This window comes from Streptomyces sp. UC4497 (genome assembly GCF_054871485.1).
In genome coordinates this window covers 187,479-211,920 of sequence record NZ_JBTYHB010000009.1, presented here as the reverse complement: position 1 = coordinate 211,920, position 24,442 = coordinate 187,479, and the positions used below count along the sequence as shown (strand labels likewise).

At 70.1% G+C, this 24,442-nt stretch carries 28 protein-coding genes and 1 tRNA gene; 18 read left to right on the top strand and 11 right to left on the bottom strand.

Annotated elements, in window-relative coordinates; translation table 11 throughout:
- The 5 genes from ACYSUO_RS15535 (at nucleotide 1) to ACYSUO_RS15515 (ending at nucleotide 2,645) form a co-directional block, all read left to right on the top strand.
- Nucleotides 1-600, top strand: a complete 600-nt coding sequence (locus ACYSUO_RS15535; protein WP_461776732.1) for an HhH-GPD-type base excision DNA repair protein — start codon at nucleotides 1-3, stop codon at nucleotides 598-600.
- Nucleotides 601-788: 188 nt separating this feature from the next.
- Nucleotides 789-1,130, top strand: a complete 342-nt coding sequence (locus tag ACYSUO_RS15530; RefSeq protein WP_461776672.1) for a hypothetical protein — start codon at nucleotides 789-791, stop codon at nucleotides 1,128-1,130.
- Between the two features lie 61 nt (nucleotides 1,131-1,191).
- Nucleotides 1,192-1,329: a hypothetical protein gene (locus ACYSUO_RS15525; RefSeq protein ID WP_461776671.1), complete on the top strand. Its 138-nt coding sequence runs from the start codon at nucleotides 1,192-1,194 to the stop codon at nucleotides 1,327-1,329.
- Nucleotides 1,330-1,573: 244 nt separating this feature from the next.
- Nucleotides 1,574-1,870: a type II toxin-antitoxin system VapB family antitoxin gene (locus ACYSUO_RS15520; RefSeq protein WP_003955420.1), complete on the top strand. Its 297-nt coding sequence runs from the start codon at nucleotides 1,574-1,576 to the stop codon at nucleotides 1,868-1,870.
- Between the two features lie 124 nt (nucleotides 1,871-1,994).
- Nucleotides 1,995-2,645, top strand: coding sequence for a LytR C-terminal domain-containing protein (locus ACYSUO_RS15515; RefSeq protein ID WP_461776670.1), 651 nt, complete (start codon nucleotides 1,995-1,997; stop codon nucleotides 2,643-2,645).
- Nucleotides 2,646-2,718: 73 nt separating this feature from the next.
- Here ACYSUO_RS15515 and upp read toward each other — a convergent pair whose 3' ends face one another.
- Nucleotides 2,719-3,354 carry a uracil phosphoribosyltransferase gene (upp, locus tag ACYSUO_RS15510; protein ID WP_399228682.1) on the bottom strand — a complete coding sequence of 212 codons (636 nt, stop codon included), beginning with the start codon at nucleotides 3,352-3,354 and terminating at the stop codon, nucleotides 2,719-2,721.
- Nucleotides 3,355-3,492: 138 nt separating this feature from the next.
- On the opposite strand from upp, the gene ACYSUO_RS15505 reads away from it, so the two are divergent.
- From ACYSUO_RS15505 to ACYSUO_RS15490, 4 genes are all read left to right on the top strand, one after another.
- A complete protein-coding gene (locus ACYSUO_RS15505) occupies nucleotides 3,493-3,726 on the top strand; it encodes a hypothetical protein (RefSeq protein ID WP_461776669.1) in 234 nt (77 codons plus the stop codon).
- A 205-nt stretch (nucleotides 3,727-3,931) separates the two neighbouring features.
- A complete protein-coding gene (locus ACYSUO_RS15500; RefSeq protein ID WP_461776668.1) occupies nucleotides 3,932-4,486 on the top strand; it encodes a tRNA adenosine deaminase-associated protein in 555 nt (184 codons plus the stop codon).
- 79 nt (nucleotides 4,487-4,565) lie between these two features.
- Nucleotides 4,566-5,024, top strand: a complete 459-nt coding sequence (gene tadA, locus ACYSUO_RS15495) for a tRNA adenosine(34) deaminase TadA (protein ID WP_461776731.1) — start codon at nucleotides 4,566-4,568, stop codon at nucleotides 5,022-5,024.
- A gap of 10 nt (nucleotides 5,025-5,034) precedes the next feature.
- Nucleotides 5,035-5,119, top strand: a tRNA-Ser gene (locus ACYSUO_RS15490).
- 57 nt (nucleotides 5,120-5,176) lie between these two features.
- On the opposite strand, the gene ACYSUO_RS15485 is transcribed toward ACYSUO_RS15490, so the two are convergent.
- On the bottom strand, nucleotides 5,177-5,494 hold the full coding sequence (locus ACYSUO_RS15485) for a hypothetical protein (RefSeq protein ID WP_461776667.1): 318 nt from the start codon (nucleotides 5,492-5,494) through the stop codon (nucleotides 5,177-5,179).
- A gap of 438 nt (nucleotides 5,495-5,932) precedes the next feature.
- On the opposite strand from ACYSUO_RS15485, the gene ACYSUO_RS15480 reads away from it, so the two are divergent.
- The 5 genes from ACYSUO_RS15480 (at nucleotide 5,933) to ACYSUO_RS15460 (ending at nucleotide 9,544) form a co-directional block, all read left to right on the top strand.
- Nucleotides 5,933-6,106 (top strand): hypothetical protein, encoded by a 174-nt coding sequence (locus tag ACYSUO_RS15480; protein WP_461776666.1) that lies wholly within the window; start codon nucleotides 5,933-5,935, stop codon nucleotides 6,104-6,106.
- 36 nt (nucleotides 6,107-6,142) lie between these two features.
- Entirely contained in the window at nucleotides 6,143-6,436 is a 294-nt protein-coding gene (locus ACYSUO_RS15475; protein ID WP_426902634.1) for a Dabb family protein, read from the top strand.
- A 161-nt stretch (nucleotides 6,437-6,597) separates the two neighbouring features.
- Nucleotides 6,598-7,473, top strand: a complete 876-nt coding sequence (locus tag ACYSUO_RS15470) for an RNA polymerase sigma factor SigF (protein WP_461776665.1) — start codon at nucleotides 6,598-6,600, stop codon at nucleotides 7,471-7,473.
- Nucleotides 7,474-7,720: 247 nt separating this feature from the next.
- The gene (locus ACYSUO_RS15465) at nucleotides 7,721-8,659 is read left to right on the top strand and encodes an RNA polymerase sigma factor SigF (protein WP_461776664.1); all 939 of its coding nucleotides are present in this window, start codon (nucleotides 7,721-7,723) and stop codon (nucleotides 8,657-8,659) included.
- Between the two features lie 132 nt (nucleotides 8,660-8,791).
- On the top strand, nucleotides 8,792-9,544 hold the full coding sequence (locus tag ACYSUO_RS15460) for a hypothetical protein (RefSeq protein WP_461776663.1): 753 nt from the start codon (nucleotides 8,792-8,794) through the stop codon (nucleotides 9,542-9,544).
- A 45-nt stretch (nucleotides 9,545-9,589) separates the two neighbouring features.
- On the opposite strand, the gene ACYSUO_RS15455 is transcribed toward ACYSUO_RS15460, so the two are convergent.
- Nucleotides 9,590-9,796, bottom strand: coding sequence for a hypothetical protein (locus tag ACYSUO_RS15455; protein ID WP_461776662.1), 207 nt, complete (start codon nucleotides 9,794-9,796; stop codon nucleotides 9,590-9,592).
- Nucleotides 9,797-9,993: 197 nt separating this feature from the next.
- On the opposite strand from ACYSUO_RS15455, the gene ACYSUO_RS15450 reads away from it, so the two are divergent.
- From ACYSUO_RS15450 to ACYSUO_RS15435, 4 genes are all read left to right on the top strand, one after another.
- Entirely contained in the window at nucleotides 9,994-10,512 is a 519-nt protein-coding gene (locus ACYSUO_RS15450) for a MarR family winged helix-turn-helix transcriptional regulator (protein ID WP_426902643.1), read from the top strand.
- A 98-nt stretch (nucleotides 10,513-10,610) separates the two neighbouring features.
- Nucleotides 10,611-13,052, top strand: a complete 2,442-nt coding sequence (locus ACYSUO_RS15445) for an MFS transporter (protein WP_461776661.1) — start codon at nucleotides 10,611-10,613, stop codon at nucleotides 13,050-13,052.
- Between the two features lie 206 nt (nucleotides 13,053-13,258).
- Nucleotides 13,259-14,077, top strand: coding sequence for a YceI family protein (locus ACYSUO_RS15440; protein WP_461776660.1), 819 nt, complete (start codon nucleotides 13,259-13,261; stop codon nucleotides 14,075-14,077).
- Nucleotides 14,078-14,116: 39 nt separating this feature from the next.
- The gene (locus ACYSUO_RS15435; RefSeq protein ID WP_461776659.1) at nucleotides 14,117-14,578 is read left to right on the top strand and encodes a PPOX class F420-dependent oxidoreductase; all 462 of its coding nucleotides are present in this window, start codon (nucleotides 14,117-14,119) and stop codon (nucleotides 14,576-14,578) included.
- 82 nt (nucleotides 14,579-14,660) lie between these two features.
- Here the strand turns inward: ACYSUO_RS15435 and ACYSUO_RS15430 are convergent, their stop codons facing one another.
- The 8 genes from ACYSUO_RS15430 to ACYSUO_RS15395 all read right to left on the bottom strand — a co-directional run bounded on the left by ACYSUO_RS15430 (nucleotide 14,661) and on the right by ACYSUO_RS15395 (nucleotide 24,396).
- A complete protein-coding gene (locus ACYSUO_RS15430) occupies nucleotides 14,661-15,455 on the bottom strand; it encodes a TetR/AcrR family transcriptional regulator (protein WP_461776658.1) in 795 nt (264 codons plus the stop codon).
- Nucleotides 15,456-15,532: 77 nt separating this feature from the next.
- A complete protein-coding gene (locus ACYSUO_RS15425; RefSeq protein ID WP_461776657.1) occupies nucleotides 15,533-17,044 on the bottom strand; it encodes an MFS transporter in 1,512 nt (503 codons plus the stop codon).
- Between the two features lie 100 nt (nucleotides 17,045-17,144).
- Nucleotides 17,145-19,253: an ArnT family glycosyltransferase gene (locus tag ACYSUO_RS15420; RefSeq protein ID WP_461776656.1), complete on the bottom strand. Its 2,109-nt coding sequence runs from the start codon at nucleotides 19,251-19,253 to the stop codon at nucleotides 17,145-17,147.
- A complete protein-coding gene (locus ACYSUO_RS15415; RefSeq protein ID WP_461776655.1) occupies nucleotides 19,250-20,653 on the bottom strand; it encodes a bifunctional glycosyltransferase family 2/GtrA family protein in 1,404 nt (467 codons plus the stop codon). The genes ACYSUO_RS15420 and ACYSUO_RS15415 overlap by 4 nt, the downstream gene beginning before the upstream one ends.
- 26 nt (nucleotides 20,654-20,679) lie before the next feature.
- A complete protein-coding gene (locus tag ACYSUO_RS15410) occupies nucleotides 20,680-22,224 on the bottom strand; it encodes a sensor histidine kinase (protein WP_461776730.1) in 1,545 nt (514 codons plus the stop codon).
- Between the two features lie 59 nt (nucleotides 22,225-22,283).
- Nucleotides 22,284-23,039 (bottom strand): response regulator transcription factor, encoded by a 756-nt coding sequence (locus tag ACYSUO_RS15405; protein WP_323179550.1) that lies wholly within the window; start codon nucleotides 23,037-23,039, stop codon nucleotides 22,284-22,286.
- Nucleotides 23,040-23,144: 105 nt separating this feature from the next.
- Nucleotides 23,145-24,038: an amidohydrolase family protein gene (locus tag ACYSUO_RS15400; protein WP_461776654.1), complete on the bottom strand. Its 894-nt coding sequence runs from the start codon at nucleotides 24,036-24,038 to the stop codon at nucleotides 23,145-23,147.
- Entirely contained in the window at nucleotides 24,031-24,396 is a 366-nt protein-coding gene (locus ACYSUO_RS15395) for an antibiotic biosynthesis monooxygenase family protein (RefSeq protein ID WP_461776653.1), read from the bottom strand. Before ACYSUO_RS15395 ends, ACYSUO_RS15400 begins: the two co-directional genes overlap by 8 nt.
- Nucleotides 24,397-24,442: the final 46 nt, after the last annotated feature.

Below are 24,442 nucleotides of genomic sequence, written 5' to 3'. Positions count from 1 at the left end.
ATGGACGTCACCCTCCACCTCGCCCAGGAGCCCGCCGCCGACGAACTCCTCGGCCGCAGTCCGCTCGCCGCGCTCGTCGGGATGCTGCTCGACCAGCAGGTGCCCATGGAGTGGGCGTTCGCGGGCCCGCGCACCATCGCCACGCGCCTGAACACCGACGACCTCGACGCGTACGAGATCGCCGCCCAGGATCCCGAGGCCTTCGCCGCGCTGCTCTCCGAGAAGCCGGCCGTGCACCGCTATCCCGGCTCCATGGCCAAGCGGGTGCAGCAGCTGTGCCAGTACCTCGTGGACCACTACGACGGGGACGCGGCCGCCGTGTGGGAGGGCGTCGACACCGGCAAGGAGGTGCTGCGGCGCCTCAACGACCTGCCCGGCTTCGGCAAGCAGAAGGCCCAGATCTTCCTGGCCCTGCTCGGCAAGCAGCTCGGCGTGCGGCCCACGGGCTGGCGCGAGGCGGCGGGTGCGTACGGGGAGCCGAAGGCGTACCGCTCGGTCGCCGACATCACCGGACCGGAGTCCCTCACGAAGGTGCGGGCGCACAAGCAGGAGATGAAGGCCGCGGCGAAGGCGGAGAAGGCGGCGAAGGCCGCCAAGTAGCGGAGCCGTGGTGGACGACTCGGGGCTCTGCCCCGGACCCCGCGCCTCAATCTCCCCCAGCTAACGCTGGGAGGTGCCCCCTGCGGGGCTTAATCTCCGTCAGCCGGATGCAGGTCCCCGTAACCCATGAGGGCGGATCTGCCGCTCCGTGGATCACCTCGTGGTCGGTGGTGGGCAGATGACCGGGCATGAGCGTCGTCGCGTCCGCCGCAGGCCCGGGCCACCGTGTCCCGGGCCTGGTGCGCGCGCTCGTGGTGCTGCTCGCCCTGCTGCTCGCGCCGGTCGCCGCCGCGCCCGCGGAGGCCTCCGCGCCGCCGCCCGCCGCCGCCTCCTCCTGCGAGCCGGGCGAGGGGACCAGGGACGCCTCCGAAGAGGCCCTCCGGCTGCCGACGGGCCATCCCGTCCGGCTCCTCACGACCCCGCCCCCGTGCGCCCCGCCGCGCCTCCTCGTCGCCGCGCGCCCCGACACCACGGCGCAGCCCGCACCGCCGTCCCGCCGCGCCCTGCGCACCGTCGTCCTGCGCTGCTGACGGGCCCCGCCCCCGGACCCGTCAGCACACACGCACGACTTCCAGAAGGACGGCAGCACCCATGCCCAAGGACCCCTACGCGCTCCTGCGCGCCCTGATGCGCGCGGAGGCCGCACGCGGCGAACGCGCCACTACGGAGAAGACGGCCCCGCCCACCTCGCGCGACCGGCGGAAGCCGGGCAGGAAGAACGACCGCTGAAGCCGGTTCCCCGCGCCCCCGCGCGGGACGCGGGGAACCACCCGTCAACGAAGCGCGCGCCACTACCCCGGAAGGGCCACGAACACGCCTGCTCTCCACCAACTCACCGACGGCGCCACTCATTTCAGGCCCCTGTGCGTCGCTCGACTGGACCCGGTTGGAACCGGTTAAGGCCGGTATTTACCGGCTGTGTACCGCGTCCCCATGGCTGCGCCCGGAGAGCCCGGCCCGGTAGGCTTTCCGTGTGATCTTCAAGCGCATCGGAAACGGCCGGCCGTACCCCGACCACGGCCGGGAAAGCACCCGGCAGTGGGCGGACGTCGCGCCGCGCCCGGTCCGCCTCGATCAGCTGGTGACGACCAAGGGCCAGCTCGATCTGGAGACCCTGCTCGCCGAGGACTCGACGTTCTACGGCGACCTCTTCGCGCACGTCGTGAAGTGGCAGGGCGATCTCTACCTGGAGGACGGCCTGCACCGCGCCGTGCGCGCCGCGCTCCAGCAGCGCCAGGTGCTGCACGCGCGCGTGCTCGAGCTCGGCTGACCCGGCTCGCACACCCGTCCCACTGACAGCGTCTCAAGTCCGCATTGGCCCTTTTGGGTTGGACTGAGCGACTGACCGTGATCATTTAATAGGCATCGTCGCCGCACAGGATTACGCTGCGCTCATGAGCATGCTCACTCCACCCGGCATGGGCGGCAAGTACCGCATCACAGGGGACAAGTACCCCCGCATGCGGCGCGGGCGTCCGCACAGCAGGATCGTGCTCGCGGTCGTCGCGTCCGTCGCCGCGATCGGACTGATCGGCTGGGGATCGTTCCAACTGGTCGATGTCTTCACGGGCGGCGACAAGGCCAGCGCCGCGGGTGCGAAGTCCGGCGCCTGCGAGCGGAAGCCGAGTGCGTCGGCCTCCCCGGGCAAGGCGGCCCAGAAGCTGCCGAAGCCCTCCCAGATCACGGTGAACGTTCTGAACGCCACGGCCCGCGGCGGCCTGGCCAAGGACACCGCGGACGAGCTGAAGAAGCGCGGCTTCAAGATCGGCGACGTGGGCAACGCGACGAAGGCGTACGACAAGAAGGTCAAGGGCCCCGGCATACTGCTCGGCGCCTCCGCGGCCACCGAAGCGGCGCTCCCGGTCCTCGGCACGCAGCTGACCGGCGCCGAGCTGAAGTCGGACAAGCGCGCGAAGCCGACCGAGGTCGACCTGATCATCGGCTCCGGCTTCAAGAAGCTCACGAAGAAGCCGGCCGCGGACAAGGCGCTGACGGCGCTGAGCCACCCGAAGCCGAAGCCCTCTGCCTCCGGCTCGGGCTGCTGACGGGACCCGTACAGCGAAAAGCCGCGGACGGTTCGTCCGCGGCTTTTCCGTTCCCGTTCCCGTACGGCGTCGGTTACTCGGCGACCCCGTACATGCGGTCCCCGGCGTCGCCGAGGCCCGGGACGATGTACCCGTGCTCGTTGAGCCGCTCGTCGACGGAGGCCGTCACGACGGTGACCGGCGTGCCGGCCAGCTCGCGCTCCATGATCTCGACGCCCTCGGGGGCGGCGAGCAGCACCACGGCCGTGACGTCGTCGGCGCCGCGCTTGATCAGTTCCTGGATCGCCGCGACGAGCGTGCCGCCCGTGGCCAGCATCGGGTCCAGGACGTACACCTGGCGCCCGGAGAGGTCGTCCGGCATCCGCGTCGCGTACGTCGCGGGCTGCAGCGTCTCCTCGTTGCGCACCATGCCGAGGAAGCCCACCTCGGCGGTCGGCAGGAGGCGCACCATGCCGTCGAGCATGCCGAGGCCCGCGCGCAGGATCGGCACCACCAGCGGGCGCGGGTGCGACAGCTTGACGCCGGTCGTCCGCGAGACGGGGGTGTCGATGTCGACCTGCTCGGTGCGCACGTCCCGGGTCGCCTCATAGGCGAGCAGGGTGACCAGCTCGTCGGCCAGGCGCCGGAAGGTCGGGGAGTCGGTGCGCTGGTCGCGCAGCGTGGTGAGCTTGTGCGCCACCAAAGGGTGGTCGACGACGTGGATCCGCATGTCCTCAACAGTAACCGGGCCACAGGGCCGCGGCTCCCCCGCGCGGTGGCATCAACGGCCGGTACGGAGGGAAGGTGGAAGGGACTCGCCGACTGGCTCCGACTGGCGCCGACTGGGCGGACTGGGGTGGTGTGGCCGATGGCGGACGAGAAGCGTCGGGAGCGGCCCGAGCGGGAGTCGGGCGGGACCGGGGCCGGGACCGAGCGGGATCCGGAGACGGAGAACGAGACGGACGCCGAGCGCAGGCGCAGGCGGGCCCTGTTCCTGCGGGAACTGACCGAGGCGCGGGAGCTGCGGGCCAGGGTCCAGCCACGCCGCGCCCGGGCGGCACGGATGCGACAGCAGATGCGTATGCGCACGTTTCGCTGGTGACGGGCCCGGCCGATCCGCCCCGGATTGCCGTCTCGCGGGCCCGCGCGGAGGACGCGCCACGAAGACAGCGCGCGGAAGACCTCTCTTGGAGCCGGACTTTCTGCCACGATTCCGAGTGGGCGGGGCTTGAACTGCACTCCCCGCCTCCCAGGCCCCGCCGGGGGGATTTCCGACCGGCACCCTTAAGACCAGTGGGAGAGTCACGGTGTACTTCGCCGCACTGCTCGCGCGCACCGAAGACGGGTGGGAAGCGAGCGACACAGAGCTCGACGACGTGGAGACCCTGTCGGACCTGTCCGACCTGGCCCGCGAGGCGGCGGCCGAGGCCGGCGCCGAGGACGACACGATCCTCGTCTACATCGAACAAGAGGACGCCTGGTTCGGCGTCGTCCGCATCGACGGCGAGGAGGATCCTCGCATCTATGTCTCCGACGCTGCCGCGGCCGCCCGCAGCAGCTACGGCGAGATCCTGCTCACCGACGAACTGCTCGGCAAGGCTCCGGACGGTTCGGGCGTCGTCGACGATCTGGACGCCCTGGACCTGGACGGTACGGAGGACGGCGAACCGGACGGCGAGAGCGCGTCCGACGACGAGGACGCCGGAGCCGAGGTGGTGCCGCCCGGCCCGCTCGGCGACAGCGGAGTCCTGGTCGACCTCGGCGTCACCGAGAAGGATCTGCTGACCCTCGACGGGACGGACGCGCTGAGCGAGATCGCCGACGCCCTGGGGGCATCGGAGGTCCTCGAGGCGGTGCGCTGACCGCCGCGGCGATAGATTCCTCGCCGTGACACCCTCCGACACCGTTCCCGATCCCGTACGAGACCCCTGGAAGCCGCCGATGCGGCAGGCCCTGGCCGAGGCCGGGCTCGCCGCGGCGGGCGGTGATGTGCCCGTCGGCGCCGTCGTACTGGCGCCGGACGGGACCACCGTGCTCGCGCGGGCGCACAACGAGCGTGAGCTGACCGGGGACCCGACCGCGCACGCCGAGGTGCTGGCGCTGCGCAGGGCGGCGCAAGAAGGAGGAGAGTGGCGGCTCACGGGGTGCACGCTCGTCGTCACCCTGGAGCCGTGCACCATGTGCGCGGGCGCGCTCGTACAGTCCCGTATCGACCGGGTCGTCTATGGCGCCCGCGACGAGAAGGCGGGGGCGGCCGGTTCGCTGTGGGACGTGATCCGCGACCGGCGGCTCAACCACAGGCCCGAAGTGATCTCCGGCGTACTCGCCGAGGAGTGTGCGACACAGCTCACCCGTTTCTTCAGAGATACGGATTTCGGACCACGGCCCACCATGGGCTAGAGTTCCTCTCGGTAGCGTGTCCGAGCGGCCGAAGGAGCTCGCCTCGAAAGCGAGTGAGGGGAAACTCTCCGAGGGTTCAAATCCCTCCGCTACCGCCGTTCGAAGGGGCGGATCCGACAAGGATCCGCCCCTTCGCTTTTGCCCGGCCGCGCTCAGCCGGCCTGCGGACCCGCCGCGGGCGGCCAGGACGGCCGGCCCTGCGGGGGCTGATCGACACCGAAGCGGACCTCGGACAGCGCCTTCTTCACGGGGACCTTGGCCAGATAGCCGGCGCCGAAGCAGATGTTCTGCACCACGTACCAGAACTTCTCGGCGCTGGTCATCTCGCAGAGGCCGTACTCACTGAGGGCCTTCTTCGTGGGGACCTTCGCGAAATAGGCGGCCCCGAACGAGATGCACCCGAGGATGTACCAGAAGCTCTCCGCGCCCGTGGTGCTTCCCCTTCCGAGGTTCTGGGTCTGGTTGGCCATGGGAAGTCCCTCCTTGTACGCGTCCTGTAGGCGAACCCATGGTGTTCCCGGGACACGTTGCGTGAAGCCATGGACACGGAAAAGCCCCGACACCTGCCCAGAGGTGTCGGGGCCTTCACGTTTCGGGTCGGGGGGAGTGGCATCGGGGGGACAAGCCACTCCCCCCGATGAGGACGGACTCCCGTAGCCCGCGCCGCTTCGGGGGGAAGCGCGGCGCGGACCCCGCAGTCGGGGTCACGTCCCTGCCCATCGGATTCCTGCCAGACCCTCCGGGCTCATCACCAATACTGCCCCTTTGTGACGATGCGGGATGTCGGCAAAGGACCCATAACCGGAGGCCGTTGGTCCTTAAAGGTCGCGTCGGTGATCGTCCGCGTTAGACTCGCCGCCGTTCGACAGGGGTCGGACGGGGCCAGGACACGGGTACGGGGAGGCAACGTGGTTCAGTCGAAGAAAATCGGAATCTTCGTCGGAGTGGTCTTCGTGCTCTACGTGATCATCACTGACCCCGCCAAGGCCGCCGATTACGTCCAGATAGGGTTCGAAGGCGTATCGTCCGCCGCCCAGTCCATAGGCGACTTCATGACCTGGGTCGTCAACGGCGGGAAGTAGCCGCAAGCCGGCCGTCAGCACCGCAGGGAGCGCCCCGTGATCCGCCATCTGGTCCTTTTCAAGCTCAACGACGGCGTGAGCCGTGACGAACCGCGCGTGGTCGAGGGCGTCGAGGCCTTCCGCGCGCTGGGCGGGAAGATCCCCGAGCTGACGTTCTGGGAGTGCGACTGGAACATCACCGACCGGCCGATCGCCTACGACTTCGCGATCAACTCGGCCGTCGAGGACACCGACGCACTGAAGCGGTACATCGAGCACCCCGCGCACCAGGAGGGCGTCGCGATGTGGCGCGAGTTCGCCACGTGGGTGATCGCGGACTACGAGTTCTGAGCCCACCCTCCGGACCGTCACACGTTCGAGAAGCCTCTCACCGGAACGGTGAGGGGCTTTCGCGCGTCCTGAACCCCTCCGCGTGGCCCAACTCGGCCTTCAACACGGAGTTATGCGGTGCTTGCACACAGTGCACATGTCTTGTGATGCTATGACCGCTTTTGACCGATGAGTTGACGGGAACAGAGGTGGAGTTGACCGTGCCGGCCAGTACTGCGCCTCAAGAAGCACCGCCCGAGGCACCACCCGAGGTGCCACCGGCGCCCGCGAAGAGCCGCGGCGCCGACGCCCGCGCGCTGACCCAGGTCCTCTTCGCCCAGATCAAGGAGCTCCCGCCGGGCAGCCCCGAGCACTCCCGGGTGCGCGGCGCCCTGATCGAGGCGAACCTGCCGCTGGTGCGCTACGCCGCGGCCCGCTTCCGCAGCCGCAACGAGCCGATGGAGGACGTCGTCCAGGTCGGCACCATCGGCCTGATCAACGCCATCGACCGCTTCGACCCGGACCGCGGCGTCCAGTTCCCGACCTTCGCGATGCCCACGGTCGTCGGCGAGATCAAGCGGTACTTCCGGGACAACGTCCGCACCGTGCACGTGCCGCGCCGCCTCCACGAGCTGTGGGTGCAGGTCAACAGCGCCACCGAGGACCTGACGACGGCCTTCGGGCGCTCCCCGACCACCGCCGAGATCGCCGAGCGGCTGCGGATCGGCGAGGACGAGGTGCTCGCCTGCATCGAGGCGGGACGCTCGTACCACGCGACGTCCCTGGAGGCGGCGCAGGAGGGCGACGGGATGCCGGGCCTGCTCGACCGGCTCGGCTACGAGGACCCGGAGCTGGACGGCGTCGAGCACCGCGATCTCGTACGGCACCTTCTCGTACAGCTGCCCGAGCGGGAGCAGCGGATCCTTTTGCTTCGCTACTACAGCAATCTGACGCAATCTCAGATCAGCGCGGAACTGGGTGTCTCACAGATGCACGTGTCAAGACTCCTCGCCCGCAGCTTCGCTCGACTTCGGTCCGCAAACAGGATCGAAGCCTAGCTCGATCGGGTAGACAAAGCGCGCGGCGCTTTTCCCGCCGGAATCCGCGCCAACTCCCGCCACACCCCTCGCTTCCTGCACCGTTCCATCCCATACATGTCGACATGTCACTACAGCGTGTTGCCGACATGTGACATTCTGCTGGAACGGCGTTTGGCGCAGTCCCCCGTCCGGTATTCAGGTGGAGGCTGCGCTCTTACCTGACGGGAGCGTCCGCCGCGACCGTCCGCGACCTCAAGGGGGTGGCATGTCCGCAGACCAGGGCAGCTCGAAGGTGCTCACGCTCACGCCCGGCGCGCCCGCCGCGACCGATGACATGAGCGAGCAGACGCCTGCCGCGCTGATCGACGCTCCTGTTCCCGCTTCGGTTCCGGCCCAGGCCGCCGAGAGCCCCGAGGTGTCCGTGACGCCTCCGGCGAGCGGGTCCATCGACACCCGTACCCTGTCCCGTTCCCTGTTCCTGCGTCTTGCCACGCTCGACGAGCACAGCCCGGAGCGGGCGTACGTCCGCGACACCCTGATCGAGCTGAACCTGCCGCTGGTGCGCTACGCGGCCGCCCGGTTCCGCAGTCGCAACGAGCCGATGGAGGACATCGTCCAGGTCGGCACGATCGGTCTGATCAAGGCGATCGACCGTTTCGACTGCGAACGGGGCGTGGAGTTCCCGACGTTCGCGATGCCCACGGTCGTCGGTGAGATCAAGCGCTTCTTCCGCGACACCTCGTGGTCGGTGCGCGTGCCGCGCCGCCTCCAGGAGCTGCGCCTCGCGCTGACCAAGGCCAGCGACGAGCTCGCGCAGAAGCTGGACCGCTCGCCGACCGTCCCTGAGCTCGCCGTGGTGCTCGGCGTCTCCGAGGAGGACGTGGTCGACGGTCTTGCCGTGGGCAACGCGTACACCGCGTCCTCCCTGGACTCGCCCGCGCCCGAGGACGACGGCGGCGAGGGCTCCCTCGCGGACCGGCTCGGCTACGAGGACACGGCCCTGGAGGGCGTCGAGTACCGCGAGTCGCTCAAGCCCCTGCTCGCCAAGCTGCCGCCGCGCGAGCGCCAGATCATCATGCTCCGGTTCTTCGCGAACATGACGCAGTCGCAGATCGGCGAGGAGGTCGGCATCTCGCAGATGCACGTGTCCCGACTGCTCACGCGGACGCTGTCGCAGCTGCGCGAGGGTCTCATCGCCGACTGACCCGGTCGCCGTTCGGCCGGGAGTGAAGTGCCCCCTGTTCCTCAAGAGCCAGGGGGGCTTCCGAATTGACGGAGCGTCAGACACACTGGCGCGATGCTGCGGACTTGGTTGCTCGGTCACAGGAAGGCCGCCGTGGGGGCCGCTTCGGTCGCCGTGGTGTGCGTGAGCGCGGGCGCCGTCGTCGCACTCGACGGTGGCGACGGGCGCGATGGATACGTGGCCGTGGGTGCGGCAGGAGCGGCGCCCACGAGCCCGGGCGACCGGGTCGCCCCCACCGGCAAGGTGGAACTCGTCCCGCTGGACTCACCGGCTGCGAAGACCCCGGGAGCCCCGGACCCGTCGGAGAAGGGCGCGGCGGGCAGGGCCGGTGGAGACAGAGCCGGTGCAGACGGCGCCGGTGGGGACAACACCGGCGGAGCCAAGGCCGGCGGGCAGGAAACCGAGGCGGACGCCCCCGACGCGGGCGGCGCCCCACCGGCCGGCGAGACCCCCGGCGAGAGCGGCGCACCGTCCGCCGCCGACAAGCCCTCCGGGAACACCGCCCCCGACAGCGACGCGGCCCCCTCCTCCTCGGGCCCCGCCGTGCTCAAGGTCGCGGGCGACCCGGAGCTCAAGAAGGCGGACAAGCGCTGGTGTCAGGACGTGACGCTGACGCTGCACAACTCCGGTGGCAGCGCGGTGCGTTCGGGCACGGCGACCTTCGAGACGCACGTCATCGGCGCGCTGGGCATCGACTGGGCGACCGTCGATGTCAAGAAGAAGCTCCCCGTGCCCATCGGGGCCGGGGAGAAGAAGCGGAAGACGTGGACCGTGTGCGTCGACGAATGGCGCGTCCCGCTCGGGATGCGCCTGGAGACGAAGGACGTCGACGTCGACTGGAAGTGAGCTCCAGCGGACGCCGACCCGAAGTGACCTCCGGCGGATACAGCCTCAGCTGAGCGCCAGCCAAGCCACGCCCGCCACCACGATGACCGCCAGCACGATGCCGATGATCAGGCCGGCACTCGGGCCGGACTTCGCGGCGGCCGCCTGCCGGCCTGCGGGAGGCTGTTCGTCGACGAAGGCACGGAACATCTGGGTGTTGCCCGCGGGGTCGGGATTGCCCTGGGGGCCGGGGCCTTGGGGGTTGTTAGCCATGGGGCAGGACCCTAGCGAATTGCCGCGAAGGGCGCCACAGTCTGCACGCACACCATCTGATCTGCGACTTTACTGATTTGCACTTGATCTTTGCCGCGATTTTATCCGCGAGCCCCCTGTTTCGTTTGCCTGTGGCAACCAACTGCTTCTATGGTTGCCCTAAGCAACAAATAAAGATCTTTTGGTCAGGAGGTGCCGTGGCCGCACAACGTCACTACGACGAGCTGGCGCGACAGATGAGCGCCTTCGGAGCCGTCAAGAGGGACATGGCGCGGATCCTTCCGCACGACTGCCCGACCGGTTCGGCCGCGGTTCTCACGCTGCTCAAGCGCTACGGCGACATGCGGATGAGCCGCATGGCCGAGCTGCTCGCCGTGGACGTGTCCGTGGCCAGCCGGCACGTGGCACACGTCGCGGACCGCGGTTGGATCGAGCGCCATCCCGACCCCGCTGACAAACGTTCGCGCATTCTCAGCCTCACCGAAAAAGGCTCGAAGCAGATGGACGTGCTCAATGAACGGAGCACCCAACTGCTCGCCGACCGGCTGAGCGACTGGTCCGACGACGAGGTCGATCAGTTGATCGCTCTGATGACGCGACTGCGCGACAGCTTCGGCGACTGCCGAACCACGGGGTCGCGAACGACGGTTCCGCAGGCCGCCACTGAGCCGATCGCCGAGTCGACCGCTCAGACCACCACCCGTACACCCGCGTAACACGTAAGAAAAGGAATCCCATGGCAACAACCACACCGTCCGGTGTGCGGGGCAGCCATCCCAAGCATTCAGGGGCCGCCCCCGAAGCGGGTGCCCCCATGTCGCACCGGCAGGTCATGGAGGCGCTGTCCGGACTGCTGCTCGGCATGTTCGCGGCCATCGTCTCGTCGACGATCGTCACCAACGCCCTGCCGAAGATCATCGGCGATCTGGGCGGTGGCCAGTCCGCATACACCTGGGTCGTCACGGCCTCGCTGCTCGCCATGACCGCCACCACGCCCCTGTGGGGCAAGATGGCGGACCTGTTCAGCAAGAAGGCCCTGGTCCAGATAGCCCTGGTCGTCTACGTGGTGGGCTCGGTCGTCGCCGGCCTCGCGCAGAACCCGGGGATGCTGATCACCGCCCGTGCCATCCAGGGCATCGGCGCCGGTGGTCTCTCCGCCCTGGCACAGATCATCATGGCGGCGATGATCTCGCCGCGTGAGCGTGGTCGTTACTCCGGCTACCTCGGCGCGACGTTCGCCGTCGCCACCGTCGGCGGTCCGCTGCTCGGCGGCGTCATCACCGACACCGACTGGCTCGGCTGGCGCTACTGCCTCTTCGTCGGTGTGCCCTTCGCGCTGATCGCCCTGATCGTGCTGCAGAAGACGCTGCACCTGCCGGTGCTGAAGCGGAAGGTGAAGGTCGACTGGGCCGGCGCCTTCTTCATCACCGCCGCGGTCTGCCTGCTTCTCGTCTGGGTCACCTTCGCCGACGACAAGTACGACTGGCTGTCGTGGCAGACGTACACGATGGTCGGCGGCGCGATCGTGCTGGCGCTGATCTTCGTGCTCGTCGAGTCCAAGGCGAGCGAGCCGATCATCCCGCTGCGCCTCTTCAAGAACCGCACCATCACGCTGGCCTCGATCGCCTCGCTGTTCGTCGGTGTCGCGATGTTCGCGGGCACCGTGTACTTCTCGCAGTACTTCCAGCTGGCGCGCGGCAAGACGCCCACGATGTCGGGTGTCATGACGATCCCGATGATCGGTGGACTCTTCATCTCCTCCACCGTCTCCGGCCAGATCATCACCCGGACCGGCAAGTGGAAGGCCTGGCTCGTCGCCGGCGGTCTGTTCCTGACCGCGGGTCTCGGACTCCTCGGCACCATCGAGTACGACACCCCGTACTGGCGCGTCGCCATCTGGATGGCGCTGCTGGGTCTCGGCGTCGGCATGATGATGCAGAACCTCGTGCTGAGCACGCAGAACCAGGTCGCCCCCCAGGACCTCGGTTCCGCCTCCTCGATGGTGACCTTCTTCCGGTCCCTCGGCGGCACGATCGGCGTCTCGGCGCTCGGCTCCGTGATGACCACCCGCATCAGCCACCACGCCACCGACACCATCGGTTCGCTCAGCCCGCAGGAGCAGCAGGCGGCAGGCAAGGCGATGGCCGGCGGTTCGCTGCCGGACATGTCCGCGCTGCCCGGCCCGATCCGCAACTGGCTGGAGGCCGCGTACGGAAGCGGCATCGCCGACATCTTCCTGTACGCCGCGCCGGTCGCGTTCCTGGCATTCATCTTCACGATCTTCATCAAGGAGGTTCCCCTGCGTACGACCGGAGCCCTCGAACAGGCCGCGTCGGGTGACTCGACCCCCGCCGCCGCCCCGGCCCAGGCCGCTGCTCCCGCCCCCGCGCCGGAGCAGGTGCCGAGCCTCGTCGGTGCGGGTCAGCCCGCGGCCGACACCCAGACCCAGCGTCTGGCGGCCGTCGCCGCCACCGCCGGTGACGCGCCCGTCGGCGGCGGCACCCCGGTCCGCGGCTTCGTCCGCGGCGCCGAGTCCGCCCCGGTGCCCCGCGCCGCGGTCACGCTGATCTCCCTCGGCGGCCGTCAGCTGGGCCGCGCCGTGGCCCAGGGCGACGGCTCGTACGCGGTCGACGCCCCCGGCGCCGGCTCCTACGTCCTGATCGCCTCGGCCGACGGCTACCAGCCGCAGGCCTCCACCGTGCTGGTGGGCGAGGAGTCGGTCACGTACGACATCCTGCTCAGCGGCACCAGCGGCCTCACCGGTGTGGTGCGGGCCAGCGAGACCAAGGCGCCGGTCGCCGGGGCGATGGTCATCGTCACCGACGTCCGCGGCGATGTGCTCGCCACCGGTCAGTCCGGCCAGGGCGGCGAGTTCACCTTCGCCGAGCTGGTTCCGGGCCCGGTCACCGTGGCCGTGAACGCGCCGGGCCACCGCCCGACCGCGCTGCCGGTCGAGGTGGGCGGCACGGGTGTCACCCGCGTCGAGATCGACCTGCACTCCGGCTCCCAGGTCCAGGGCACCATCCGGGCCGCGGGCCGCGCGCTGAACGACGCGCGGGTCACGCTGGTGGACGCCGCGGGCAACGTGGTCGCCACCGCCACCACCGGTGAGGACGGCGCGTACGCCTTCACCGACCTGGACGGCGGCGAGTACACCGTGATCGCGACCGGCTACCCGCCGGTGGCCACGGGCCTCAGCGTGAACGGCAGTGGCATCGACGGCCACGACATCGAACTCGCGCACCCCGGCGAGTAGTTGGACCCCGGGCCACCTGAAGGTGTGGTTCGCGCTTTGAGCGGACGCGGACCGCACAGGCCCGGTTGTGAGAATGGGCCCCGGACCCGGTGGCGTCGCCAACGGCAGGGGACGGCCGTGACGCACGCCGACCGGGGCCCGTCCACGCAGGGGGAGCACGACCACCCCCCTGCGTACGTAAGAACTTGAGCTAGGAGAGCAAAAGCATGGGACTGAGCGCGCGGATCCGCACGCGGGACGGGTGGGCCCTGCCGCACGCCGTCGTCACGGTGACCGACATGACCGGATCGCAGGTGCTGCGGGCCGAGGCCGATGACGAGGGCGCCGTGCACGACCCGGCCGCGCTGTCGCCCGGTCCCTACACGGTGATCGTGACCGCCGTCGGCTACGCCCCCGCCGCCTCCACCGCGATGGTGACGGCGAGCGGCCGGGCCGACGTGGGCAGCATCGTGCTGCACCGGCAGGGCGGGGCCGAGCTGCCGCCGCCCGGGCCGTGGATGGTCGACCCGGCGCACTCCTCGGTCGCCGCGACGGCGCAGCACCTCGGGATCACGTCCGTGCACGGGCGGTTCACCGACTTCACGGCGCGCATCGACATAGCGCAGGACGTCGAGAAGTCGCGGGTCGAGGCCGTCATCAAGTCGGCGTCCATCGACACCGGCAACGGGATGCGCGACGGCCACCTGAAGTCCCCGGACTTCCTGGACGTCGAGACGTACCCGGAGATCACCTACCGGTCGACCGGCATCGACCCCGCGGGCACCGACCGCTGGACCGTGCACGGCCAGCTGAGCCTGCACGGCGTGGCGCGCGAGGTCGACCTCGACCTCAGCTACCTCGGCACCGGCGCCGACCCGTGGGGCGGCACCCGTGCCGCGTTCAAGGCGACGGCCGAGCTGAAGCGCGAGGACTTCGCGATGAACTACAACCAGGTCGTGCAGGCCGGCATCGCCGCGATCGGCGCGACGCTGAAGGTCGAGCTCGACATCCAGGCCGTACAGGGCGACGCGCTGCCGCAGATGTGACACCTGCGGCTGTCGGTGGCCGGGGTTAGGCTGCGAAGCATGGCTCCGAACATCGCGACCAACACCCGTGTCTCACTGGACGAGTTGCTCGACTTCGTACGACCCCGGCACCGCGCCCTCCTCATCACCGCCCGCGCCGACGGCTCCCCGCAGGCCTCACCTCTGACCTGCGGGGTCGACGGCGACGGGCGGATTGTTGTTTCCACGTACCCGGAGCGGGCCAAGACGCGGAACGCGAAGCGGGATCCGCGGGTCAGCCTCGTCGTGCTCAGCGACGAGTGGAACGGGCCGTGGGTGCAGATCGACGGGTCGGCGGAGGTCATCGACTCGCCCGACTCCGTCGAGGCGCTCGTCGAGTACTTCCGGTGCATTTCGGGTGAGCATCCGGACTGGGACGAGTACCGCGAGGCGATGGTCAAGCAGGGCAAGTCCATCATCCGCGTCACCCCGGAGAAGTGGGGTCCCGTGGCCACGGGTGGGTTCCCGGCGAGGTTGGCATAGCCAGATCAAGCCCCGCCGGCGATTGAGGCGCGGGGTCCGGGGCAGAGCCCCGCGGCGTCAACCACGGTTGGCCACCAGCGTCTCAGTCGCCGGCGGGGCTTGAAGTAGCCACCAGCGTCTCAATGCCCGCGATCTGGAGATCCAGCGCCACCTGGAAGTCCATGTCGCGCATCGCATCCACCGTGCCCCCCTCCTCCACCGCCTCCATCATCCGCTCCGCGTGCGAGAAGTCCTCCGCCATCTCCTCCGGCACGGAGAACGCGGCCATCGCCTTGTGGAAGTACTCGTCCTGCGTCAGCCCGACCTCGGCACACCGCTGGCGGAAGTGGCCCTCGATCGTGCCGTAGCCGTACACGAACTGGAAGACGGACTGGACGGCGCCGCGCTGGCGGGCCAGCGAAAGGCCGGTGCGGGCGATGACCTGCTGCACCGCGCGCGAGAACAGCAGCGAGTTCGGGCCGACGTTGAGGTAGTTGCCGACCAGCGGCGAGATCCACGGGTGACGGACGAGCAACTCCCGGTACATGGCGGCCAGTTCACGCAACTGCGTCTGCCAGTCCGTGCCGTCGGCGGCGTCCGTGTCCGGGATCTCCAGCGCTCCGTAGACGTGGTCCAGGGCGAGTTCGAGGAGGTCGTCCTTGGTGTCGACGTACCAGTAGACGGACATCGCGGTGACGCCGAGCTCGCCCGCGAGGCGCCGCATGGAGAACTTCGCGAGCCCCTCCGCGTCCAGCAGCCGCACCGTCGCCTCGGTGATCCGCTCCCGGTCGAGTCCGCTGGGCTGCTCGGCGCGACGGCCGCGTGACGCTCTGACCTTGGGCTCCGCGGCGCCATCCGTGTCGTCGAGCCAGACGCTCATCCGCGCTGCCTTCGCCATGGCGTTCCTTCCCAGGGGTTCCTCGTACGCGGGCGGGTCGGGCCTGCGCACAGGACCGCTCCCCGCCCGCTCCGATGCTAAGCGGAAGTCACCGCTGCGGATTCTGTCCGTTCGGCCCTGCGCAGCAACACCGCCGCGAGCAGGCCGCCCGCGAGGACGGCGACCGCGCCCACCAGTTGACTGGTCTCGAGACCGGAGGAGAAGGCTTCACTGATACGGGCCTTCTCCCCGGCCGAGTCCGCCGCCGCGAGCGCCGCCGGGAACGAGGCCGCGGAGACCGACACGAGGGCGGCGAAGCGGGCGTTGAGGACCGCGCCGAGGACGGCGACACCCAGACCGTTGCCGAACTCCGCGAGGGTGCCGTTGACCCCGGCGCCCACGCCCGCCTTCTCCGGCGGGATGGCGCTCATGATGGCGTTGGCCATGGCAGGCATGGCGAGGGCGATGCCCGCGCCCATGACGATCAGGCCGATCAGCATGCCGCCGTACGCATCCCCGCCGAGCAGCGCGATCGCCGCGAGCCCCGCCGCCATGCACGTCATGCCGAACGCGATGGTCAGCGGCGTGCCCATCCTGGGCAGCAGCCTGGCGCCGACGCCGGTGAGGTTGAGCGCGACCACGGTCAGGGCCATCGGCGCGGTACGCAGTCCCGCCTCCAACGGACCGTAACCGAGCAGGAATTGGAGGTGCTGGGTGAGCAGGAACAGCGAGCCGCCCATGCCGAAGGCGACGAGGATCGCGCCCGCCACCGCGCCCGTGAACTTCTGGTTGCGGAAGAAGTGCATGTCGAGCATCGGGTACGGGATGCGCAGCTCCCACGTCACGAAGGCGGCCATGACGAGGACGCCGATCGCGGCCGAGGTGAGCGTCGTCGTGGACGTCCAGCCGTCGTCGGGGCCCGAGATGATCGCGTAGACGATGCCGGTCATACCGATCGTGGAGAGCAGCGCGCCGAGCAGGTCGGGGCGGTCGCCCTGCGGGTTCTTCGACTCGGGGACCAGGGCGAGCACCGCGACGAGGCCGACGAGCGCGACGGGGATGTTGACCAGGAAGATCGAGCCCCACCAGAAGTGGTCGAGCAGCACACCACCGACCAGCGGGCCGACGGCGAAGCCGAGCGTGCTGACCGTGGACCACAGGGCGATCGCCTTGACGCGCTCGGCCTCGCTGAAGATCTGCACGACCACCGCGAGCGTCGAGGTCATCATGAGCGCGCCGCCGACGCCCATGCCGGCGCGGGCGGCGATCAACTGCCCGGTCGAGCCCGCGAACGCGGCGGTCAGCGAGCCGAGGCCGAAGATCGCGAGCCCCGACGCGAGCATCTTCTTGCGGCCGTAGCGATCCGATGCGCTGCCCGCGGTGAGCAGCAGACCGGACTGGACGAGCGAGTAGGCGCTGATCATCCACTGGATGTCGGACGTCGAGGCGTCCAGCTCGCGGGTGAGGGAGGGGATCGCGACGTTCAGGACGGTGTTGTCGAGCAGCACGGTCAGCTGAGCGAGGCAGATGACGCCGAGGATCAGCCAGCGCTGGGGGTGACCTGCGGTGACCGGGGGTGCCTGGGTGGCCGGGTCGGCCGTGGGGGCCATGGACACTCCTCTACGGTGTACGGGGCTGATGCTTCACGTACACCGTAGAGGATGTGTTGTACGCCGTACAAGCGGCTTTTTTCGCTTGAAGTGGGCGGTTCTACTTGGACTGCGTCAGGTCGTAGAACGTGCTGCTGCCGACCGTCACCTTCTTGAAGTTGGCCTCCACCCACTTCGTGATCTTCGAAGCCGAGCCGGAGCTGGAGCCGCCCATGCCGCCGCCCGAACCGCTGCCGATGAAGTAGTGGATCTTGCCGTCCTCGACGTACCGCTTGAACTGGGCGAGCGTCGGGGACGGGTCCGTGCCGTTGAAGCCGCCGATCGCCATCACCGGGTCGCCGGTGGCCAGCTGGTAGCTCGACTGGTTCTGCGAGCCGATCGTGGCCGCGGCCCAGGTGTAGTCATCGGCGTTCTTCTGGAGCAGCTTCTTGGCCTTGGTGCTGACCTGGGCGCCGTTGAGGAGGCCACCCATGCCGCCGCCTCCGCCGCCCTTGGCGCCAGTCTTGGCGCCGGGCTTGCCACCGGCCTTGCCACCGCCGGGCATACCGCCGCCGGTCGGGGGCTGGCCCATCCGGCCGTTCTGGCCGCCGGTCTTGCCGTTCTGGCCCGGCATGCCGCCGCCCGGGAAGCCGCCCTTGCCGCCACCAGGGCCCCCGCCCTTGCCGCCGCCACCGGGCCCGCCCATCATGCTCGCCCCGGAGGGACCCGCCGTCACGATCGACCCGGTGTGCCCGGTGTTCAGCGTCGAGACGGTGTACGCGGTCGGCGCCGCCAGCGAGGCCACGAGACCCAACCCGGCCGCACCGAGCGCCAGTTGCCGGTTGAACCGGCCCGCGAACGCGAGGCCGAGGCCCGCCACGAGTCCGCCGACGAGCACGACCCACCGCAGCCACGGCAGGTAGTCCGAGGTCCGGCCGAGCAGCACGTACCCCCACACCGCCGTCGCCACGACCGAGGCGCCCAGCGTCACCGACCACGCGAGCCGCGTCCGCCGCTCCCACAGCGTCGTGGCGCCCATGCCGATGACGGCCGCGAGGTACGGGGCCAGGGCCACCGTGTAGTACTGGTGGAAGATGCCCGCCATGAAGCTGAAGACCAGGCCGGTCATCAGCAGGGAGCCGCCCCACGCGAGGAACGCGGCGCGCGCCGTGTCGGTGCGCCTGGCCTTCCAGGTCAGGACCACGCCCGCGATGAAGAGGATCAGCGCCGCCGGGATCAGCCACGAGATCTGGCTGCCGATCTCGGAGTTGAACATCCGGGTGAGGCCGGTCTCGCCCCACTGCCCGGAGCCGCCGGCTCCCCCGCCGCCGCCGACCGAACCGGCCTCCTCGCCGTTGATACGACCGAGCCCGTTGTAGCCGAAGGTCAGTTCAAGGAACGAGTTGTTCTGGGAGCCGCCGATGTACGGGCGCGAGGACGCGGGCCACAGTTCCACGATGGCCACCCACCAGCCGCCCGCCACGATCATCGCGACGGCGGACAGGGCGAGTTGACCGAACCGCTTGCGCACCCGTACCGGCGCGAACACCGCGTAGAGGACCGCGAGCGGCGGCAGGATCAGGAAGGCCTGCAGCGTCTTGGTGAGGAAGGCGAGGCCGACGGCGACGCCCGCCCAGATCAGCCACTTGGTCCGGCCGTGCTCCATGGCGCGCAGCACGCAGTAGACCGTGACGGTCATCAGGAGCGCGAGCAGCGCGTCCGGGTTGTTGAAGCGGAACATCAGCGCGGCGACCGGGGTCGTCGCGAGGACCACCATGGCGATCAGGCCCGCGGCGGCGCTGAACCGGCGGCGTACTGCCCCGTACAGCACACCCGCCGTGGCCAGGGCCATCAGGACCTGCGGGGCGAGGATGGCCCACGAGTTGAGACCGAAGATCCGCACCGACAGGCCCATCGGCCACAGCGCGGCCGGCGGCTTGTCGACGGTGATGGCGTTCGCCGCGTCGGACGAGCCGAAGAAGAACGCCTTCCAGCTCTCGCTGCCCGCCTGGGCGGCCGCCGAGTAGAAGGAGTTGGCGTAGCCGGAGGCGGACAGGTTCCAGAAGTAGGCGGCCGCGATCACGAGCAGCAGGCCGAGGAAGGCCGGGCGGGCCCAGCGCGGGTCCTCGGGCCTGCCGCGCCACACGCGGGTGAGGAAGGAGGCGCGCGGAGGGGACTCGGCGGGCGCCGCGGGAGGCGCGTCGTACGAGGGTCGGATGTCTGTGGTCATCGCTGGGTCCTTGCCTGCGGAACCTCGGAGTTCCTTACGGGAACGGGGGCGGGGGTGGGGGTGGGCTCGGGGGCGCTCCGGTCGGTCCGGTCGCTCCCGTCGCTGCGGTCACTCCCGTCGCTGCGGTCGCTTCGGTCGTTGAACACCCACGCCCTGAAGAGCAGGAAGCGCAGGATCGTCGCCGCGAGGTTGGCCGCGATCAGGACGATCAGCTCGGTGGAGTGCGCCGGGTTGCCGGAGGCCGTGTTGAGGGCGGCGAGCGAGCCGCTGGTCAGGGCCCACCCGATGCCGAAGACGACGATGCCCTGGGCCTGGTGGCGCACGGCGTTGTCCCTGCCGCGCACCCCGAAGGTGAGGCGCCGGTTGACGGCCGTGTTGACGAGCGCGGAGAGGAACAGGGCGACCGCGTTGGCGACCTGCGCCCCCGAGAACGTACGGAAGCCCGTGTACAGCAGGAGGAAGAGCAGCGTCGACATGGCGCCGACGACGCAGAAGCCGAGCAGCTGGCGGGCCAGGCCCTTGGGTACGTCGGTCAGTTGACGGTCGCGCGGGTCGTCGCCGAAGGGGCGCGCGAGCCGGTCGAGGGACAGCGAGCCGGTCGCGAGCGCCTTGCCCACGCGCCAGACGCCCTTGAGGTCCTCGGTCGCCGTCTTGACGATGTGGACGGTCGAGTTCGGATCGTCGACCCAGTCGACGGGCACCTCGTGGATCCGCAGCCCGGCCCGCTCCGCGAGCACCAGCATCTCCGTGTCGAAGAACCAGCCGGTGTCCTCGACCAGCGGGAGCAGCACCTGCGCGACATCGCGCCGGATCGCCTTGAACCCGCACTGGGCGTCGGAGAAGCGGGCCTGGAGGGAGCCGCGCAGGATGAGGTTGTACGTACGCGAGATGAACTCGCGCTTCGAGCCGCGCACCACCCGCGAGCTGCGGGCGAGCCGCGAGCCGATCGCGAGGTCGGAGTGCCCGGAGATCAGGGGCGCCACCAGCGGAAGAAGCGCGTTCAGGTCGGTGGACAGGTCCACGTCCATGTACGCGAGGACCGGTGCGTCGGATGCCGACCACACGGCGTTCAGGGCGCGCCCGCGCCCCTTCTGCTCGAGCCGGAAGTGCTCGACCTCGCGAAACTCGTTCGTCAGGTCGTACGCCACCTGGGGCGTGCTGTCGGTTGAGGCGTTGTCCGCCACGGTGATGCGGAAGCGGTAGGGGAAGGTGCGGACCAGGTGGGCGTGCAGATTGCGCACGCACTCACCGAGGTCCTTCTCCTCGTTGTAGACGGGGATGACAACGTCCAGGACCGGCACATCGCCGCTGCCGACCGGGAGGTGCTCCCGCGCCGGCAGCGCCCCGAACCTCGCGGAGACGGAGGTGGAGTCGATGCCCGGAGAAGAGTCGGTTCGCATGCCACCGACATTCGCCAACTGCCCTGTTAGGGCTGTGTGGTGAAGCTTTGCTCCGGCTGTGAGTGCGGGGCGGCCACATCAAGCCCCGCCGGCGATTGAGGTGCGGGGACCGGGGCAGAGCCCCGCGACGTCGGCACGGGTGGCGCCTCGGCCGCGTAAGCCGGCAGATGCACGGTAAAAACGGTGCGGCCGGCCACGCTCTCGACCGTCACAGCCCCACCGTGCGCCGCCGCGACGGCCTGCACGATGGCGAGGCCGAGGCCGGTCGAGCCCGCCTTCCTGGACCGCGAGGAGTCGCCGCGCGCGAACCGCTCGAAGACGTGCGGCAGCAGCTCGGCGGGGATGCCGGGGCCGTCGTCCTGGATGTCGAGGCAGACCCAGGGGCCGTGCCGGTGCACGCGGGCGGTGACGGTGGTGCCGGGCGGTGTATGCGTACGGGCGTTGGCGAGCAGGTTGACGAGGACCTGGTGCAGGCGCGCGGAGTCGGCGAGCACGGTGGCCGGTTCGTCGGGGAGTTCCAGGCGCCACGCGTGGTCCTGGTCGGCGGCGCGTGCATCGCTGAGCGCGTCGACGACCAGCGGGGACAGGTCCGTCGGCTCGTACGAGAGCGGGCGGCCCGCGTCGAGCCGGGCGAGCAGCAGCAGGTCCTCGACGAGCCCGGTCATCCGGTCCGCCTCGGACTCGATGCGACCGAGCGCGTGCCGGGTGTCGGGCCCCGTCTCCTCGCGGCCGCGCCTGGTCAGCTCGGCGTAGCCGCGGATGGAGGCCAGCGGCGTACGCAGCTCATGGCTGGCGTCCGCGACGAACTGGCGCACCCGCGTCTCGCTCTGCTGGCGCGACTCGAGGGCGCCGTGCACATGGTCGAGCATCCGGTTGAGCGCGGCGCCGACCTGTCCGACCTCGGTCCTGGGGTCGGCCTCGGACTCGGGGACGCGCTCGTGGAGCATCACCTCGCCGCTGTGCAGCGGGAGTTCGGAGACACGGGACGCGGTCGCGGCGACGCGGCGCAGCGGCCGCAGATTCACGCCGACCATGATCGCCCCGGCCGCGCCCGCGGCGACGAGGGCCGCGGCGGCGACGAGCAGCTCGGTGACGATGAGCTTGTTGACGGTGGAGTCGACCTGGTCGGTGGGGCGGGCCACGTAGAAATCGCCGTTGGTTCCGGAGACGTACTGGACGCGGTAGCTGCCGAGGCCCGGCAGGTCGACGGTGTGCGCGGAGTTGTCGTCGGCCCGGGGGACGCTCTCCAAGGCGTCGAGCACGGACTGGGACAGCCCGTCGGTGCGCAGTTGCCTGCCGCCCTCGTCGTTCGTCGCCTCGACGCTGACCTTGCCGTCGGTGGCCTGTCCGTCGTCGACCTCGGCGCCGAGGGTGCCCTCGGGGGATCCCAGGGTCACGAACGCCAGGTCGCCGATGCCCTTTTGTCCCATGGGGCCGGCCCCGGGGAAGTCCCCCTTCGGCCCACCGGCCCGCATCGCTATGCCGTGCACCTGCTTGTCGAGCTCGTCGTACAGGTACGAGTGCAGCGAGACGGCCGACACGACCCCGATCACGGACGCCACCACGGCCATCAGCGCGACGGCCGTGACGACGAGCCGGGTCCGCAGCGTCTGGGGCCGCCCCCTGCGCTTCACGACGAGGTGGAGGCGGCCATGGCGGGCTTGATCAGGTAACCGGCACCGCGCCGCGTGTGGATCATCGGCTCACGCCCGGCGTCGATCTTCCGCCGCAGGTACGAGATGTAGAGCTCGACGACGTTGGCCTGCCCGCCGAAGTCGTACGACCACACGCGGTCCAGGATCTGCGCCTTGCTGAGCACGCGCCGCGGATTGCGCATGAGGAAGCGCAGCAGCTCGAACTCGGTGGCGGTGAGATGGATGTTGTCCCCACCCCTGGACACCTCGTGGCTGTCCTCGTCGAGCATCAGATCGCCGACGACGAGCACGGACTCGCTGCGCCGGTCCGCTGCGCCGGTCCGCCGGATCAGCCCACGCAGCCGCGCGACGACCTCTTCGAGGCTGAACGGCTTGGTCACATAGTCGTCGCCGCCCGCCGTCAGGCCGGCGATCCGGTCCTCGACGGCGTCCTTGGCGGTCAGGAAGAGCACGGGCACTTCCGGCAGCTCGCGGCGCATCCGCCCGAGCACGCTGAGCCCGTCCATGTCCGGCAGCATCATGTCGAGCACGACGGCGTCGGGCCGGAACTCACGCGCGGTCTGCACGGCTCCCGCACCGTCGCTGGCGGTGCGGATCTGCCAGCCCTCGTAGCGCAGGGCCATGGACAACAGCTCGGTGATGGACTGCTCGTCGTCCACGACAAGCACGCGGACGGGACTCCCGTCCGGCCTCAGCAGTTCGGTACGCCCCTGGGGCGAGGTCGCGGTCATGGTGCAACCATGCGACGCGCCTCTGAGAGCCCCCTTTCCCGAACCTGTGAAAACTCTGAGAAATCCACAGGGGCCACTCAGGAAACAGGCGTGCCAGGTAGTTGCTCAGCCGAGCCCGAACAGCGCGACCGCGTTCTCCCGGCAGACGGCCCGCACCCAGTCGTCCCCGAGCCCCAGCCGCTCGATGGCCTCCAGCTGATGCACGTACGGATACGGGATGTTCGGAAAGTCACTGCCGAGCAGCACCCGGTCCCCGAGATCGGCGAGCCGCCCCAACTCGTCCCGGGGGAACGGCGTGTGCCGCTCGACGAAGTCGGTGAACGCCATGGTCGTATCGAGCCGCACCTGCGCATACCGCTCGGCGAGCGCGAGGAAGTCGGTGTACTCGGGCATCCCCATGTGCGCGACCACCAGCGGCAGCCGCGGATGCCGGGCGAGCAGCCGCGCGATCGGCTCGGGCCCGGTGTGCTTTCCGGGCGCGGGGCCGGACCCGCAGTGCGTCACGATCGGCACGCCTGCCTCGGCGAGCAGCCCCCACACGGGGTCGAGCAGCGGATCGTTCGGCTCGTAGGCCCCCACCTGCACATGCGCCTTGAACACCCGCGCCCCCGCCTCCAGGGCCTGGCGCACATACGCCTCGACGCCCGGCTCGGGGAAGAAGGTGGCGGTGTGCAGACAGTCGGGCGTCCGGGCGGCGAAATCAGCGGCCCATTCGTTCAGCCACGGCGCCATCCCGGCCTTGTGCGGATACAGCATCGAGGTGAAGGCCTCGACCTTGAACTCCCGCAGCCTGGCGAGCCGTTGCCCCTCCTCCTCGCGGTACGTGATCGGCCACTCGGTCCCGACGAGCGGCCCGGCGGAGTCGAAGTACGCCCACACCTTGCGCAGCACACGCTCGGGCATGAAGTGCGTGTGCACGTCGACGAGGCCGGGCAGCCGGTACCGGTCGAGGAACGCGGCGACCTGCTGGGCCTCGGGCACGGTGTCGGGCTCAGTCACGCTGGAACTCCTGACTGCGCTCGACCTTGGCGACGTGCACGGTGTATCGCTCGTACCACTCGGCGCGGCCCTGCTTCTGCACGGCGCGGTGCTCGCCGAAGGACCGCCACTGCTCGATGGCGGCGGAGTCGCGGAAGTACGAGACGGTGATCCCGAGCCCACCGGGATTGCGCGCGGACTCGTGCCCCAGGTACCCCGGTATCTCCTTGACCAGCTCGTCCATCCGGTCCGATGCCTCCCCGTAGCCACGGTCCCCCGGGGTCCGTACGGAGCTGAACACCACGACGTAGTAAGGCGTTTCAAAGGCGGGCAAGGGCCGCAGCGCAGACCCGTCAGCCGCATCGACGTGATCACTCATGTCCATACGATCCCCCGTTCCCGGGCGCCGGGGAACGGGAAATGGC

Bases quoted from the DNA above. Each gene is read 5' to 3' on its own strand.
- ACYSUO_RS15410 (WP_461776730.1), bottom strand. From the start codon at position 22,224: ATGGCCGTGGTGGCGTCCGTGATCGGGGTCGTGTCGGCCGTCTCGCTG.
- ACYSUO_RS15535 (WP_461776732.1), top strand. From the start codon at position 1: ATGGACGTCACCCTCCACCTCGCCCAGGAGCCCGCCGCCGACGAACTC.
- ACYSUO_RS15425 (WP_461776657.1), bottom strand. From the start codon at position 17,044: ATGGCCCCCACGGCCGACCCGGCCACCCAGGCACCCCCGGTCACCGCA.
- ACYSUO_RS15430 (WP_461776658.1), bottom strand. From the start codon at position 15,455: ATGGCGAAGGCAGCGCGGATGAGCGTCTGGCTCGACGACACGGATGGC.
- ACYSUO_RS15465 (WP_461776664.1), top strand. From the start codon at position 7,721: ATGTCCGCAGACCAGGGCAGCTCGAAGGTGCTCACGCTCACGCCCGGC.
- ACYSUO_RS15420 (WP_461776656.1), bottom strand. From the start codon at position 19,253: ATGACCACAGACATCCGACCCTCGTACGACGCGCCTCCCGCGGCGCCC.
- tadA (WP_461776731.1), top strand. From the start codon at position 4,566: ATGCGGCAGGCCCTGGCCGAGGCCGGGCTCGCCGCGGCGGGCGGTGAT.
- upp (WP_399228682.1), bottom strand. From the start codon at position 3,354: ATGCGGATCCACGTCGTCGACCACCCTTTGGTGGCGCACAAGCTCACC.
- ACYSUO_RS15435 (WP_461776659.1), top strand. From the start codon at position 14,117: ATGGCTCCGAACATCGCGACCAACACCCGTGTCTCACTGGACGAGTTG.
- ACYSUO_RS15415 (WP_461776655.1), bottom strand. From the start codon at position 20,653: ATGCGAACCGACTCTTCTCCGGGCATCGACTCCACCTCCGTCTCCGCG.
- ACYSUO_RS15445 (WP_461776661.1), top strand. From the start codon at position 10,611: ATGTCGCACCGGCAGGTCATGGAGGCGCTGTCCGGACTGCTGCTCGGC.
- ACYSUO_RS15405 (WP_323179550.1), bottom strand. From the start codon at position 23,039: ATGACCGCGACCTCGCCCCAGGGGCGTACCGAACTGCTGAGGCCGGAC.
- ACYSUO_RS15505 (WP_461776669.1), top strand. From the start codon at position 3,493: ATGGCGGACGAGAAGCGTCGGGAGCGGCCCGAGCGGGAGTCGGGCGGG.
- ACYSUO_RS15455 (WP_461776662.1), bottom strand. From the start codon at position 9,796: ATGGCTAACAACCCCCAAGGCCCCGGCCCCCAGGGCAATCCCGACCCC.
- ACYSUO_RS15525 (WP_461776671.1), top strand. From the start codon at position 1,192: ATGCCCAAGGACCCCTACGCGCTCCTGCGCGCCCTGATGCGCGCGGAG.
- ACYSUO_RS15485 (WP_461776667.1), bottom strand. From the start codon at position 5,494: ATGGCCAACCAGACCCAGAACCTCGGAAGGGGAAGCACCACGGGCGCG.
- ACYSUO_RS15530 (WP_461776672.1), top strand. From the start codon at position 789: ATGAGCGTCGTCGCGTCCGCCGCAGGCCCGGGCCACCGTGTCCCGGGC.
- ACYSUO_RS15440 (WP_461776660.1), top strand. From the start codon at position 13,259: ATGGGACTGAGCGCGCGGATCCGCACGCGGGACGGGTGGGCCCTGCCG.
- ACYSUO_RS15395 (WP_461776653.1), bottom strand. From the start codon at position 24,396: ATGAGTGATCACGTCGATGCGGCTGACGGGTCTGCGCTGCGGCCCTTG.
- ACYSUO_RS15515 (WP_461776670.1), top strand. From the start codon at position 1,995: ATGAGCATGCTCACTCCACCCGGCATGGGCGGCAAGTACCGCATCACA.